The following is a 12,198-nucleotide window of genomic DNA, read 5'->3' on the forward strand; positions in this document are numbered from 1 at the left end:
AATGATCGTTTTTCGCGACGTGCCGGTGAGCCTACTCAGGCTGAAATACGCTGTCAATAGTGCCCTGGCGATTGTCTTTTTACGTCGTCAGTCGGGGCGTCACTGATAAAAATACTGACTGGCGACATGCCAGCCCCTTGATCGGTTGTGGGGTGCCTGGATTGGACGTTGATAAGATGGCGATAGGTTACTTTATGGGGAGCAGATCACGGCTTTTCGCTCCATCCTGAATTCAACACCACACGATTTTTTACCTTAACCATAATGGGGACGTTGCTGCTCTCATGCTACGTTTTTCCACAGGGAGCAGGTCAATATCGCTAACATGCCTAAACTCAACGGGATATATGCAACCTGAATACGGAGCACCTGATGGTCACCACACATGTTTTTATCGCGGTCAGTCTTGATGGTTATATCGCCCGACAGGATGGCGATATCGACTGGTTATTGCAGCGCGATGACCCGACAGAAGATCATGGTTATGCAGCATTCATCGCGGACAAAGATTGGATCGTTATGGGGCGAGGCAGCTATGAGAAGGTGCTGACCTTTGACGAATGGCCTTATGATCGACCCGTGTTGGTGCTCTCCCGACAGCTAGCCGATACTCCCGTGCCCGAGAAGCTGAAGGGCAAAGTCCAGTTCTCATGCCGCACGCCTGGGGAGGTGCTTGCTGACCTGGCGGTGCAGAACGTGCATCGCGTCTATATCGATGGCGGGCAAGTAATACAGTCGTTCCTGCGCGCAGGTCTGGTTGCCGATATCGTTATCACGACCGTTCCTGTCCTGCTTGGTTCGGGAATACCGTTGTTCGGAGCCCTGAATGAGGATATAGATTTGACTCTGTTATCAAGCCGCAGCTTCCCTTCGGGTCTGGTGCAGTCGCACTATCGGCTGACGTCATAAACCGCATATCAACGTAGCGGCAACCTCCGCTAAACCTACAGTACCGCTCTGCTGCCAGCGGTACTGCTTTACTTCAACGACCTTGCCTCAGTTCACTGAAGAAGGGTGCATCACTCAGTGTCAACACCTGCCCATATATAGTGATTATCAACGCCGTCAACTCGCTCAAAAATGAACCCTAAAGCGAGGTAGAAATCATTCGCCGGGCTCGCTTTCAACGCGATGAGTCGGATAGCTTTCCCAAGGTTTCTGGCTTTTTGCTGTATGCGTTTTAAAACCTCTTTTCCCACGCCTTTCCCCTGAAATTTATTGTTGATATAGAAGTGATCCAGATAGAGGTACGTCGGGAAATCCCGCAGCACGTAAAACCCCACGATCTCATCCTGATAACAGAGAATGAACGTCTCTTTATCCGTAAATGTCGAAAGGAAGCGGTCGCGTGCTCTGATGGGATCGAATCTGTTGATCGCCTCAAGACTCGGGCGCATAGCCTCAACGCGGAGTTCAGCCAGCATTGGCGCCTCATCAGCAAGAGCAGGGCGGGTAGTGAGATTTAAAGGCAAAGGAACCTCGCATCGCGTTGGTGGTTTTCTACGCAGAATAACACTCTCTTGCAGACCCCCCGTGCAGTACAGCGTGGGAATTCGCTCGTGGTTGGGCAATCAAGAATAATGTCATTACTGCGCTGTAATCTTTTGCTTAACACAAATACACCATCCGGTAATACCTGAGCCGATCGGTTCAGACAGAGAACCAGCCGGTGGGATATTGCTCGCAGATGAACGCCACGAACGCCTTAACTTTGGGGCTCTGAAGGCGACGGGATGTGTGCAGCACCCAGAGTTCAGTCAATGTATCGGCTTCTCCCCAGCACACCAGCTGACCTTTTGCCAGCTGTTGGCTGACAATAGATTGCGGAAGCATCGCCGCACCGGCACCTGCCAGGGTGGCATCCCGCACGGTCAGCAGGGAAGAGAGGCGCATCACCGGTTGCGGCGCGAAACGACGCTGCCCGCCCTGAACGGTCCAGAGCTCGCCGTCCGAATAAGTTGACATCACGATCGCCGGGATCTCAGGCGCGTTTTGTGCATCGCCGGGAGGTATCTCAAGCGTGGGAACCGCCACCAGCGCCAGTTTGTCTCTGGCAAACTGCCTGCCAACCAGCGTGCTGTTCTTGTGCGGATTAATACGGATCGCGACATCAAAATGCTCATCCAGCAGGTCACTCATCCGGTTTTCAGAAATCACTTCAACGTGAATGCGCGGATAGCGACGGCGAAACTCAGCCAAAAGTTTCCCGAGAGCCAGTTGCGAAAAGAGCAGCGGGGCCGCAATACGCAGCCATCCGGAGGGATTTGCCGACGCTTCCCGTGCGGCTTCGACCGCTTCATCAATGTCACGTATAGCGCCAACGGTGCGTGACAAAAGGCGTTCACCGGCCTCGGTGATGTGCAATCTCTGCCCGCCGCGCTCAATAAGACGCACACCGAGTGCCTCTTCAAGATCCGTCAGCCTGCGTGAAAGGGTTGCTTTGGGTTTTCCGCTGGCGCGACTGGCCGCGCCGATGCCGCCAGAAGCCGCGATGAGGTGGAAATCTTTAAGGGCATTAATATCCATGGTGTGTCTCATTTATGGAGCGAACCATCTAAAAAATAGCATCTTCAAAGCGAAAATGGATCGCGATAGTGTTTGTTCACACCAACCAACCACCACGGAGTAAATACCATGACTATCCTGATCACCGGAGCAACCGGCCGCGTCGGCCGCAATGTTGTTAACCAGCTTCTTCGCCGCGGCGCCGATTTCCGCGTGCTGACCCGTGACCCCGCAAAAGCCGGCTTTGCCGCAAATGTAGACGTTGTGAAAGGCGATTTGCTGGATATCGACGCCTTACGCGCCGCCTTTCGCGGCATCAAAACGCTGTTTTTACTGAATGCGGTCGCGGGTGATGAGTATACCCAGACGATGATTACCCTCAACATTGCCCGCGAGTGCGGCGTTGAGCGCGTGGTTTATCTCTCCGTCTTTGGCGCCGATGTTGCCGTCAATGTGCCGCACTTCGCCGTGAAATATGGGGCCGAGCGCATGCTTAAAGCGATGGACTTTAGCGCCACGATCCTGCGGCCAACCTACTTTATCGACAATGAGGTCATGATTAAGGATGTGGTCATGAATCACGGTGTTTATCCGATGCCGATCGGCGGGATTGGCCTGGCGATGGTAGACACACGCGATATCGCCGAGGTCGCGGCCATTGAACTGATAAGACGCGATCAAGCTAGCGGAAAACTGCCTGTCGAGACGATTAATCTCGTTGGCCCCGATACGCTGACGGGGGAGGGTGCCGCCGCCGTATGGAGTGAGGTGCTGGGCCGCAAGATTATTTACGGCGGAGATAACCCGGATGCATTTGAAGCAAGCATGGCGGAATTTATGCCGAAATGGATGGCCTACGAAATGCGTCTGATGGCTGAGCGCTACGTCAGCCACGGCATGCTCCCACAGGATGGCGACAGAGAGCGTCTGGTCACGCTTCTTGGCCGCCCGTTGCATACCTACCGCGACGTCGTGACGGCACTTGCCGCGCAATAAAATGCGCTTCTGGCACGTGGGCGCGGGCTTAAGGAAAGGCCTGCTCCTTGCTTAACGCCTGGGAAGGCGTTTGCGGGATCTGCTGGCGTCTGAAAACGCCCGGTGGAACGCCCACATATTGCGTGAATGCCACGTTAAAAGCGCTCGCTGACTGATAGCCGACGTGAAAGGCAATTTGTTCGATTTTCTCTTTGCTGCTCACCAGCGCTTTTTTCGCTAACGACATGCGCCAGAAGAGAAGATATTGCCCCGGCGGCATCCCGACTGCCTCACTAAAAGCAGCAAAAAAAGCCGAGCGGGACATGGCGGCGTGGCGGGCAAGTTGGGCGATTTGCCACTCAACGCCCGGTTTTTCATGGATCAGATGCAGCGCGACGGCGATCTTTTCATGTTGCAGCCCCTTCAGGATGCCAGCCGTTTTCGGCAGATCATCATTACTGCGTAACGACTCGACCAGCAGCAACTGCAAAAGACGCATTAATACCCCGTCGCGCCCTGGTCGCCTGGCCCGGCTTTCATCCAGCAGAAGTTCAAGCAAGGTGGCGAAACGCCGTTGCCCTTTAATCAGGATCTCGTTTGGCAGTAAAGAGACGATGAGTTGTTTATCCGGCGTATCGAATTCACAGTGGCCGACATGCATGACCAGATCGGCGGGCCCACTTGTTGCGCCAATCCGCACATGACCTTCGCTGATAATCGTTGGCGTTGTGATTTCAGTTGAGCCAGTTCCGCCAGCGTTGGTGTTCTCGAAAGCGTACGCTGCGGGTATCAGAATAAAATCACCGGCAACCAGTAACGTTGGACCTTTGCCGTTAACTGTAATCAGGCATTCGCCTTCCAGCACGGCGCAGTAAAAGGCCTCTCCGCCAGATTCCCGAACAATACGCCACTGCCCGCGCCCTTCAACGAGTTTTGAATGCGATGGCCTGGGGTTGAGCAGGGCAACAATATCGGTTAACGGATCTGACATTGGACTATCTCTAAAGTTTGCGGGACTTTTTATTATATATTGTCCGGCTGGTGGCCGCTATGATCGTTGCTCTTGCCACCAAAGAGGATCAAATATGTCTACTGTACTGATTACCGGTTGCTCTTCAGGTTTTGGTCTTGCCGCCGCAAAACTTTTTTTACAGCAGGGCTGGGAGGTGATCGCCACGATGAGAACGCCTGACCCGACCTGTTTACCTGCAAGCGACAAACTGACGATCCTGCCGCTCGATATTACGTCGGCGCAGAGTATTAACCATGTCGTGAAAGCGGCGGGCGCGATTGATGTGCTGGTGAATAATGCGGGCTTTGGCGCGCCTGTACCGGTCGAACTTACGCCGCTTGCCACCGCGCAGCAGTTAATGAACACCAATGTGCTGGGAACGTTGTCATTAACCCAGGCGTTTCTGCCGCTGATGAGAGAGAAAAAATCAGGGGTAATCATTAACGTCTCTTCATCCGTGACCACCCAGGCGATGCCGCTGATTGGCCTTTATCGCGCCAGTAAAGCGGCGCTGAATGCATGGAGCGAATCACTCGCCATTGAAACCAGGCCTTTTGGTATTCGTGTTCACGTGGTGTTACCGGGACGCTCCCCGGAAACGAAGTTTGGCGAGAATGCGCGCGAGTATTTTGCAGGCATCGACGATCCTGCCTATGGGCAAATGGTGCAGGAGTTTATTCAGAGAGTGGGTGAGAGCAACTCACCCGTGACGCATGCGGATGATGTCGCGAATGCCATTCTCGCGGTTGCTCAGGATGCCAATGCTCCGCTCTACACCGCCGCAGGTGAAGATGCCCAAATGATGCTGAAAGAGGCGCAGCATCGTTCCCCCTTCTCTTACTAATGACGCCGAACGAGAACGGGAGCCGCAAAAAAGTCACAGAGGGGATATTCCCCTCTGCGTATTCGCAAATCGCGATGACTCCCGTTTTCCATCTCTTCGCTGCGGCGAGAATGTTTTGCAAGGCCGCGACAATTTACCTTTTGATTCCGTGCAGTCGCCTGCGCCAAATTTTAAAAAGCGTAACCGCGCTATCAATGCTGACGTTGTAATCACTTTTATTCTGGTATCAGGTGATGTTCCTGCGCAGCCGCTACCTGCTGGCGATGCTATGTTTGCCCACGCGTTCGCGTCTGCTGATGCGCCAGCGGCGGTGAAGAGATTTTATCCTGACCTGGGACTGATGCTTTTGGATCTGCAATGTGCTGAGTTCCGCCCCGTTCTCTGAACCGGGGCGGAACCAGGAGGTTTTATTGGCCGTGCGGAGCCATAAGCTGGCGGGAAGCACACGACGAACAACGATCAGAAACGATATGTCACCAGCAGGCTTCCGGTGGGCGATGTTTTTCGTTGCACAATCGGGCTATTGCGCGCATCACCCGTCAGCTGCGTAACGCCTGCTGCGGCAACCACGCTCCAGTCCTGGTTGAACTTGTGTGTCCAGTTAAGATTCGTTGACCAGGCGTAAATTCCCGCGCCAGCGTCATATCGGGTAAGCCCCGATGCGGCCGACTGGGAGGCACTGACCCCGTAGTAAGTCTGCATGTATTTTTCCGTTCCCCAACTGCCGGTCAGCGCCAGCGTCACGGCATTGTTTGATGAAGTATAGAGCGGGCTATTAATGCCGAAATGCAGGGCCGCGCCATTGCTTCGCTCCGAAACCGGCACCTCAGCCTGCAATTGCAAATTAAGCCAGTCGGTCACCCCGTACCCCACGCCAAGCACGCCGAGAGCCGAGCCTTTGACATCGCCCATACCGCGCAAATAGTCGCTGCCGTCGCTGATCGAATCGCTGTCCACGTCGCGATCCTTACGGCCTGCGCGATAACTCAGCGCCGCGTTGTAATCGAACTTGCCGATGTTATTGCCGTAACCGATGCCCCGCGTGGTGCTAACGAAGAAACCATTTGCCATCGTGTAATCAAGCACCAGGGCAGTCGTGACGCGGCTTTTATCCGCACCAGAGTAGCGTGGCGTAACATTCGCGCCGCCTCCCAGGGTCAACGCGTTACCCGGCTCCTGTTCTGCCGCCAGTATCGGGGTGGCCAGTAACGCCAGGACAGCGCCAGGCAACATTTTTTTCAGGCTGCGCCCCGAAAGTGGAAGGGGGAACTTATGACGCAGTTTGATGTTTCTCATTAAAGAAGTCCTTGTGGATTCAAATGATTACGATACAAGCGGGTGTTAAACGCCAGAACGCTCATTTTGCATGCGCACCCTAAAGTTCTCATGAGCCAAAAATGAAGAAAGGATGAAGCAAGTACAGGCGCTGCAAAGCTGATAGATTTCCTGCTACCGTTTTTTTCTTCAGACGTTCTTCATTCACTGTTGATACCGTAACCATTGTGAAAATTCTCCTAATCGAAGACGACCTGGATCTCGGCAATGGCGTACGTATCGCCCTTGCAGATCAAGGATTTGATGTCATATGGGTTCGCCGCAAAGAGGATGCGCTGCATCAGCTTGATGCCTGTGTGCCTGAACTTGTGTTACTCGACCTCGGCTTACCCGACGGTGATGGCATGAGCCTGATGGCGCGCTTGCGTCAGCAGCTCAAAGGCATCCCCATCATCATCCTGACGGCGCGCGGCACACTGCACGATCGCCTCTCCGGGCTGGACGCCGGTGCTGACGACTATCTGGTCAAACCGTTTGTTCTCGCCGAGTTGTTGGCCAGAGTGAGGGCACTTGCGCGACGCAGTTACGGTTTTGAGAACGAGGCGATAGAGATTCGCGGCTTATCGCTTCATGTACCGACGCGACGCGTGACCGTGAATGCACGGCATGTTGAGCTGACGGCAAGTGAATATGCGCTGCTTGAAACGTTGATGTTGCGTACTGACCGCGTGCTTACACGCAGTTTTCTGGAAGAGAGGATCTTTGGCGCAAAAGAAAATATGAGTAATGCGCTCGATGTGCATATGGGGAATTTGCGTCGCAAAATCGGCGACGGCTATGTGCGAACGGTGAGAGGCGTTGGATATGTCATTGATACCGTACCGATCGAGAAGGGGGCAGGTTGATGCGAAATTTTTGGCGCCACCTGAGAACCCCAACGTTCGTACGGCGAATTATGGTAGCTCAAATGCTACTACTCACCCTGCTGTGGTGTCTTTTTCTGACTTACATTTTATGGGAGGACTTGCGTAGCCCGCCGATATTGACGGGCAGCAAGACGTACGAAACCCTTTTTACTGTGGTTGAGAGTATGGACGATCGCCCGCAGGAGCGAACGCATGTGCTGGCCGCGTTAAGTAAGGCGGTGCGGGAAGATTATGGTGGCGGTGATGATCCAGAACTCTCCATCAGCCTCATCGTGCGCAACAATAAAGACATCATTTACGCCTCTGATGGCGCGCCAGCCGGGGTAACAAACACCCGCTATGGAAAAATTGAACGTATTGAGAGCGAAGGTCGCGCCTGGACCAGCCGTACCCTAAAATCCGCGCACTCCGACACGGAGGTCACACTCATCACCCCTGCCGGAGGCTGGAACTTCTTTATCTACCTGAACTCGCGTGGCTATTACGTCATGCCACTGCTGGTATGCATTCCTTTTCTTTTGTTTCCCGCGTGGCTGTCGATCCGTATTGCAATGCGCCCCTGGAATAAGGTGGTAAATGAAGTTTCTCTGCGCACGCCGGACGATCTCTCGCCCTTAAAAGCCGTGCCAAAGCACAGGGAGCTTCGCCAGATGGTCGACGCTGTAAATGGGTTTCTTGCCAGGGTGCGAGAAAGCTCTGAACGGGAACGCGTTTTCATTGCCGATGCCGCTCATGAGCTGCGTACCCCGCTGGCTGCGATGCGAATCAATGTTGAGGCTTTGCAGTCCTATGTCAGCAGTGACAGTCAAAAAGAGTTGCTTGCGGGAATTGTTCGCAGCAATAGCCGTGCGGCTCGTCTCGTCAATCAGTTGCTGCTGATGATGCACAGCGAAGCGCGCATTGACACGGTTATGGAGCCTGTGCTGCTGACGACGCTTATACAAGAGCGAATGGCCGGGCTGGCGCCGCTCGCGGCTGAGCGCAGGATCGAGCTTGAATTCTACGCTGAAGATGAAATCTGGATAACAGGTGTTCGCGAACGGTTGATGTCGCTTATCGATAACCTTATTGAAAATGCCGTGAAGTACAGCCCTGAGGGCGGGCGGGTCGAGGTGGCGTTACGATCCTTAGAAAAATCCACTCAGTTACGTGTTTCAGATGCCGGGCCCGGTATTCCCGTTGAATTGCGTGAGCGCGTGTTCGACCGGTTTTTTCGCGATCCTAATCAGATGCAAAGTGGGAGTGGGCTGGGGCTTGCCATCGTTAAAGCGGTTGCGCAGCAACACAACAGCAACGTAAGCCTCACTACGTCTGCAGAAGGTGGGCTGATGGTTACGGTTGATTTCCCTAACCACAAGTCTGCCTGAAAGAAAGCACAACGTTGATCCCGGCGCGGCGAAGGCATCTACCTGAACAATGGAGTTAAAAGTGAAATACGTTGCCCTGGCAAGCCTGTTATTTTCGCTATCGCTCAGCGGGTGCGCCATAACCGTCAGCGAACTAAAAAGCAGCCACTCCGCTTTTGACGGCAGTTTCATGAGCAAGACCGGGTCTTCTGATACCTATCGAACCATCAGGCACATGGCAAGGCAGTGCCTCGAATATGAGGCATATTCAGGAAATCCGGTCATCGTATTAAGCGAGTTTGACGGTGAGCGCAAAAAAGGGGAGATCAATCAAAAGCTTCTTTCACAGGGGTTATTGATTAACAACACGCTAATTGAGATAGAAAGCCGCGATGGCGACAACGCGCAGGTAAGCCTCTATACCACCAAGAACTTCCTGAGCACGGGCATTCGCTCGCCAAAGATAAGTGATATTAAGCGCTGGACTGGCGGCGATAAAACGTGCTAGCACGACACTGGCGTATCATTCAGCACTACCGCGAAATGCCCCGGGTTATGTGGCTTGCGATACGTTGATTAACACACCGCAGTTTGAGTAACACCTTTGTCAGAGATGAGAACGACAGCGAACCTCCGCTTCTTGTGCTGAGCGGAGATGCCCGCCATGGCCGACAGCTTTACGTCATGAGCGAAAGTTGGAAACCATCACGCTATTAAATTCAGGAACTGATATCCATATTCCATCGTCAAAATTAATTATTGTGGGTTAAGATAGTGAGAGCCAGGATATAGTGGACCGTAAGCCTTCCCACCAGGAAGTAAAGGATAAAATTTAATGTTTTTTAAATTCTATGAAAAATACCCATCTTTAGATATTTCTCAGGTCTTTTGCGCGCGAATAGATCCTGAAATACGACTGAGTTCGGAATTACTCAAAAGCTTTTATTATTTGCTGTGGTTTCCCGGATATTTTGGATTCAACTGGGATGCATTAAACGATTGTTTATGTGATTTTAGCTGGATTGATAATAAAAAAATAGCCATCATTCATGAGAAAATCCCCGAGTTACCTGATGAGGAAAAAGTGATTTATCTCGATATTCTTAGTCATGCTATTTTATCCTGGAAAGAGGATAACACTCATGATTTTGACGTTTATTTTAAGCAGGAAGACAAAAAAATATCGAAGAGTTGCTTGCGCTTGCAAGGAATAATAAAGAGTCAAAAGGATAATTCAAACATGCCAAAGCCCTCTCCGTTTCAGCTTTAGCGTCCACGTCGTGCTGTATGCCCCATGTAAAAGGATATTTACCCGTATTCTGGCGCATTACGCTTCGGGTTCCCCTGAATGTCGCAATAAGTCATCGCACATGGCTTGTAACTCATTGATTAATCTTGATACATGAAAACCATCGCAAACGGCATGATGTACCTGGACGGCGAGAGGTAACAGTACTTTTTCACCTTGTTGGTAATATTTTCCAATCGTGAACATGGGGGCGAAAAAGTTCTGCATATTTGCAATATTAATATTAAAGCCGGTAAAACTTACCCAGGGGTTTGCAGATACGAAAAATACGTTTTCCCGGGACTCTTCTTTAGGCAGATAGGAGAGGTTATTGCCATAGCGTGCGACGTCTTCTGAATAAATATCCAGGAAGTGATGAATATTACCATCGTAGTGACTCCATAATGACGAAAAAGTCTCTGTTTCATCATGGAAAATCGTATAGCATGGGTGAATATCATTCCAGATGACAAGCTCATTGTCTTTTATAGCCATACGAAATTCTGTATGCTTGTTTACTATTTTAGCAATGAGGAAAATTAAAGTAGGATAAATTTTCCAGCCAACCGCCTTTAAATGTTTTAACAACGCGGTAATATCTAATTGTACAGTTTGACTAAAAGTACACTGAGCAAAGGTCTGAAATGCCTCAAAATGCTCCTTCCTTGCCCAACGAGATAAGTCGACAGTTGTAAATTCTGGAGTTGTTTTTTTCATTTTTAGCCTTTGGTCACCAATAATGAATAATGTTTTTCCGGTAGCCTAAGATTTTTCTATAAATTAATCAAGTGATAGGCCAGGAATCTTCCTGGTAGCGAACGAAATTATTAAGAGTGCGTGTATCTATCTTCATACGGGAAGAAACAGTACGTAAATTTTCCAATATCCTAATAATTAAAGTGGATTGTGCAATATGCAGCATTTTCATAACGACAAAAGTCGCCGAATATCCGCTCCTCGCTCAATACGACCTGTCATGCCTGCTCAAAGAGCAGGCTTAGCGGGTCATTTTCGTTATATCCAGGAAGTGAGCGGATCGCAGCCATAACGCCCGACGTCTACCAGCAGATCTCACAGGGCGCCAGCCGCCACGAGATATTGACTGCTACTGTTTGTGAAGCTCACGCTGCGCAAGCTGTAAGGTGAGTCTTTCGATACGCTCGGCCATTTCCCGGGTCAGCTCGGTTAACTGAGTATTTTGTTTAAGCAATTCCAGCAGTTGTGCCGACTGCTCCTCGGCGAGTGTCTGGCGTTTCGTCATTGCGTCGTCCAGATCTTCACGATGTTGTGCATCCGCCAGCGCATGCGCCTGATCTCGCTCCGCCTGGCGGGTTTGCGCCAGCAGGATCAGCGGAGCGGCATAAGCCGCCTGAATACTGAACGCAAGGTTGAGGAGAATAAATGGATAGGGGTCAAATTTCACGACACCGGCAACGTTCAGAACAATCCACACGATCACGGCGATAGTCTGTCCAATCAGAAATGTCGGCGTACCAAAAAAACGGGCAAAGGCTTCTGCTTTCAACGCAAACCACTCGTCGCCAAAAGTATGCGTAATACCTTTCAGGGGGCGATATAACCGAAATTTTTTATCTGTGTGCATATCATAAACTTCCTGCTGGGGGGAGGTTGCCAGAATCGCCGAAACGTTTTTCATCATGGGGCACTAAAGCCCGGTGGTACAAAAATATACGACACGGATGTTATACGTCAGGTAAAGCGCTGGCATAAAGCGTATCAACCCGGTAATTCCATCCGCATTATCCCATCGGCAATAGAATGGTTCGCGGCTGGCAAGCTCACCCGGAATACCTCGAATAATGACTGAAGATCCTGGCCTGCTCTCCATTTATCACACGCGCCGTGGGATAAACTGCGCACTTTCGTTTCTCACTCCGGGCGCGCATTATGTCTTCTGGCGCTGCCCGCTTCGTGCCAGAAACGGATATTAGCGTCCCGGCATTTTTAAGCCTGGAAGCAGCGCCAGGGCCCAAAATCAGCTTTGTTATTATGGAATTAACATTTAC

14 protein-coding genes are annotated in these 12,198 nt (G+C 51.5%); 8 read left to right on the forward strand and 6 right to left on the reverse strand.

All coding sequences use genetic code 11. The features are described 5' to 3' along the window. Positions 1-372 precede the first annotated feature (372 nt). A complete protein-coding gene (locus JKP81_RS18005) occupies positions 373-909 on the forward strand; it encodes a dihydrofolate reductase family protein (protein ID WP_200552794.1) in 537 nt (178 codons plus the stop codon). Between the two features lie 110 nt (positions 910-1,019). On the opposite strand, the gene JKP81_RS18010 is transcribed toward JKP81_RS18005, so the two are convergent. Both JKP81_RS18010 and JKP81_RS18015 read right to left on the reverse strand, forming a co-directional pair. Further along, positions 1,020-1,424, reverse strand: a complete 405-nt coding sequence (locus tag JKP81_RS18010; RefSeq protein ID WP_200552795.1) for a GNAT family N-acetyltransferase — start codon at positions 1,422-1,424, stop codon at positions 1,020-1,022. A gap of 226 nt (positions 1,425-1,650) precedes the next feature. After that, complete coding sequence (locus JKP81_RS18015; protein ID WP_200552796.1) at positions 1,651-2,526, reverse strand: LysR family transcriptional regulator; 876 nt, start codon at positions 2,524-2,526, stop codon at positions 1,651-1,653. Positions 2,527-2,634: 108 nt separating this feature from the next. Between JKP81_RS18015 and JKP81_RS18020 the strand changes: the two genes are divergently transcribed. Next, the gene (locus tag JKP81_RS18020; RefSeq protein ID WP_200552797.1) at positions 2,635-3,501 is read left to right on the forward strand and encodes an SDR family oxidoreductase; all 867 of its coding nucleotides are present in this window, start codon (positions 2,635-2,637) and stop codon (positions 3,499-3,501) included. A gap of 28 nt (positions 3,502-3,529) precedes the next feature. Here the strand turns inward: JKP81_RS18020 and JKP81_RS18025 are convergent, their stop codons facing one another. Further along, entirely contained in the window at positions 3,530-4,471 is a 942-nt protein-coding gene (locus tag JKP81_RS18025) for an AraC family transcriptional regulator (protein WP_200552798.1), read from the reverse strand. Positions 4,472-4,565: 94 nt separating this feature from the next. On the opposite strand from JKP81_RS18025, the gene JKP81_RS18030 reads away from it, so the two are divergent. Together JKP81_RS18030 and JKP81_RS18035 are read left to right on the forward strand one after the other, a co-directional pair. Beyond that, the gene (locus tag JKP81_RS18030) at positions 4,566-5,336 is read left to right on the forward strand and encodes an SDR family oxidoreductase (protein ID WP_200552799.1); all 771 of its coding nucleotides are present in this window, start codon (positions 4,566-4,568) and stop codon (positions 5,334-5,336) included. 115 nt (positions 5,337-5,451) lie between these two features. Then, the gene (locus JKP81_RS18035; protein ID WP_200552800.1) at positions 5,452-5,721 is read left to right on the forward strand and encodes a hypothetical protein; all 270 of its coding nucleotides are present in this window, start codon (positions 5,452-5,454) and stop codon (positions 5,719-5,721) included. 74 nt (positions 5,722-5,795) lie between these two features. Here JKP81_RS18035 and JKP81_RS18040 read toward each other — a convergent pair whose 3' ends face one another. Then, positions 5,796-6,632 (reverse strand): MipA/OmpV family protein, encoded by an 837-nt coding sequence (locus JKP81_RS18040; protein ID WP_200552801.1) that lies wholly within the window; start codon positions 6,630-6,632, stop codon positions 5,796-5,798. Positions 6,633-6,838: 206 nt separating this feature from the next. On the opposite strand from JKP81_RS18040, the gene JKP81_RS18045 reads away from it, so the two are divergent. The 4 genes from JKP81_RS18045 (at position 6,839) to JKP81_RS18060 (ending at position 10,153) form a co-directional block, all read left to right on the forward strand. Beyond that, positions 6,839-7,516 (forward strand): response regulator transcription factor, encoded by a 678-nt coding sequence (locus JKP81_RS18045; RefSeq protein WP_065368789.1) that lies wholly within the window; start codon positions 6,839-6,841, stop codon positions 7,514-7,516. Then, positions 7,516-8,904 (forward strand): HAMP domain-containing sensor histidine kinase, encoded by a 1,389-nt coding sequence (locus JKP81_RS18050; protein ID WP_200552802.1) that lies wholly within the window; start codon positions 7,516-7,518, stop codon positions 8,902-8,904. Before JKP81_RS18045 ends, JKP81_RS18050 begins: the two co-directional genes overlap by 1 nt. Before the next feature lie 49 nt (positions 8,905-8,953). Beyond that, a complete protein-coding gene (locus JKP81_RS18055; protein WP_200552803.1) occupies positions 8,954-9,391 on the forward strand; it encodes a hypothetical protein in 438 nt (145 codons plus the stop codon). Between the two features lie 327 nt (positions 9,392-9,718). Continuing rightward, on the forward strand, positions 9,719-10,153 hold the full coding sequence (locus JKP81_RS18060; protein ID WP_200552804.1) for a barstar family protein: 435 nt from the start codon (positions 9,719-9,721) through the stop codon (positions 10,151-10,153). Between the two features lie 57 nt (positions 10,154-10,210). On the opposite strand, the gene catA is transcribed toward JKP81_RS18060, so the two are convergent. Beyond that, positions 10,211-10,888, reverse strand: coding sequence for a type A chloramphenicol O-acetyltransferase (catA, locus tag JKP81_RS18065; RefSeq protein WP_200552805.1), 678 nt, complete (start codon positions 10,886-10,888; stop codon positions 10,211-10,213). Positions 10,889-11,276: 388 nt separating this feature from the next. Further along, positions 11,277-11,774 carry a DUF1003 domain-containing protein gene (locus JKP81_RS18070; RefSeq protein ID WP_200552806.1) on the reverse strand — a complete coding sequence of 166 codons (498 nt, stop codon included), beginning with the start codon at positions 11,772-11,774 and terminating at the stop codon, positions 11,277-11,279. Positions 11,775-12,198 lie beyond the last annotated feature (424 nt).

It is taken from the genome of Kosakonia sp. LAM2021 (assembly GCF_016620385.1).
Taxonomy (GTDB): Bacteria; Pseudomonadota; Gammaproteobacteria; order Enterobacterales; family Enterobacteriaceae; genus Kosakonia; species Kosakonia sacchari.

What these genes read in the sequence shown, in the direction of transcription:
- JKP81_RS18015 (WP_200552796.1), bottom strand. Translation starts at nt 2,526, where the DNA reads ATGGATATTAATGCCCTTAAAGATTTCCACCTCATCGCGGCTTCTGGC.
- catA (WP_200552805.1), bottom strand. Translation starts at nt 10,888, where the DNA reads ATGAAAAAAACAACTCCAGAATTTACAACTGTCGACTTATCTCGTTGG.
- JKP81_RS18020 (WP_200552797.1), top strand. Translation starts at nt 2,635, where the DNA reads ATGACTATCCTGATCACCGGAGCAACCGGCCGCGTCGGCCGCAATGTT.
- JKP81_RS18070 (WP_200552806.1), bottom strand. Translation starts at nt 11,774, where the DNA reads ATGCACACAGATAAAAAATTTCGGTTATATCGCCCCCTGAAAGGTATT.
- JKP81_RS18005 (WP_200552794.1), top strand. Translation starts at nt 373, where the DNA reads ATGGTCACCACACATGTTTTTATCGCGGTCAGTCTTGATGGTTATATC.
- JKP81_RS18060 (WP_200552804.1), top strand. Translation starts at nt 9,719, where the DNA reads ATGTTTTTTAAATTCTATGAAAAATACCCATCTTTAGATATTTCTCAG.
- JKP81_RS18025 (WP_200552798.1), bottom strand. Translation starts at nt 4,471, where the DNA reads ATGTCAGATCCGTTAACCGATATTGTTGCCCTGCTCAACCCCAGGCCA.
- JKP81_RS18010 (WP_200552795.1), bottom strand. Translation starts at nt 1,424, where the DNA reads ATGCTGGCTGAACTCCGCGTTGAGGCTATGCGCCCGAGTCTTGAGGCG.
- JKP81_RS18030 (WP_200552799.1), top strand. Translation starts at nt 4,566, where the DNA reads ATGTCTACTGTACTGATTACCGGTTGCTCTTCAGGTTTTGGTCTTGCC.
- JKP81_RS18055 (WP_200552803.1), top strand. Translation starts at nt 8,954, where the DNA reads ATGGAGTTAAAAGTGAAATACGTTGCCCTGGCAAGCCTGTTATTTTCG.
- JKP81_RS18050 (WP_200552802.1), top strand. Translation starts at nt 7,516, where the DNA reads ATGCGAAATTTTTGGCGCCACCTGAGAACCCCAACGTTCGTACGGCGA.
- JKP81_RS18040 (WP_200552801.1), bottom strand. Translation starts at nt 6,632, where the DNA reads ATGAGAAACATCAAACTGCGTCATAAGTTCCCCCTTCCACTTTCGGGG.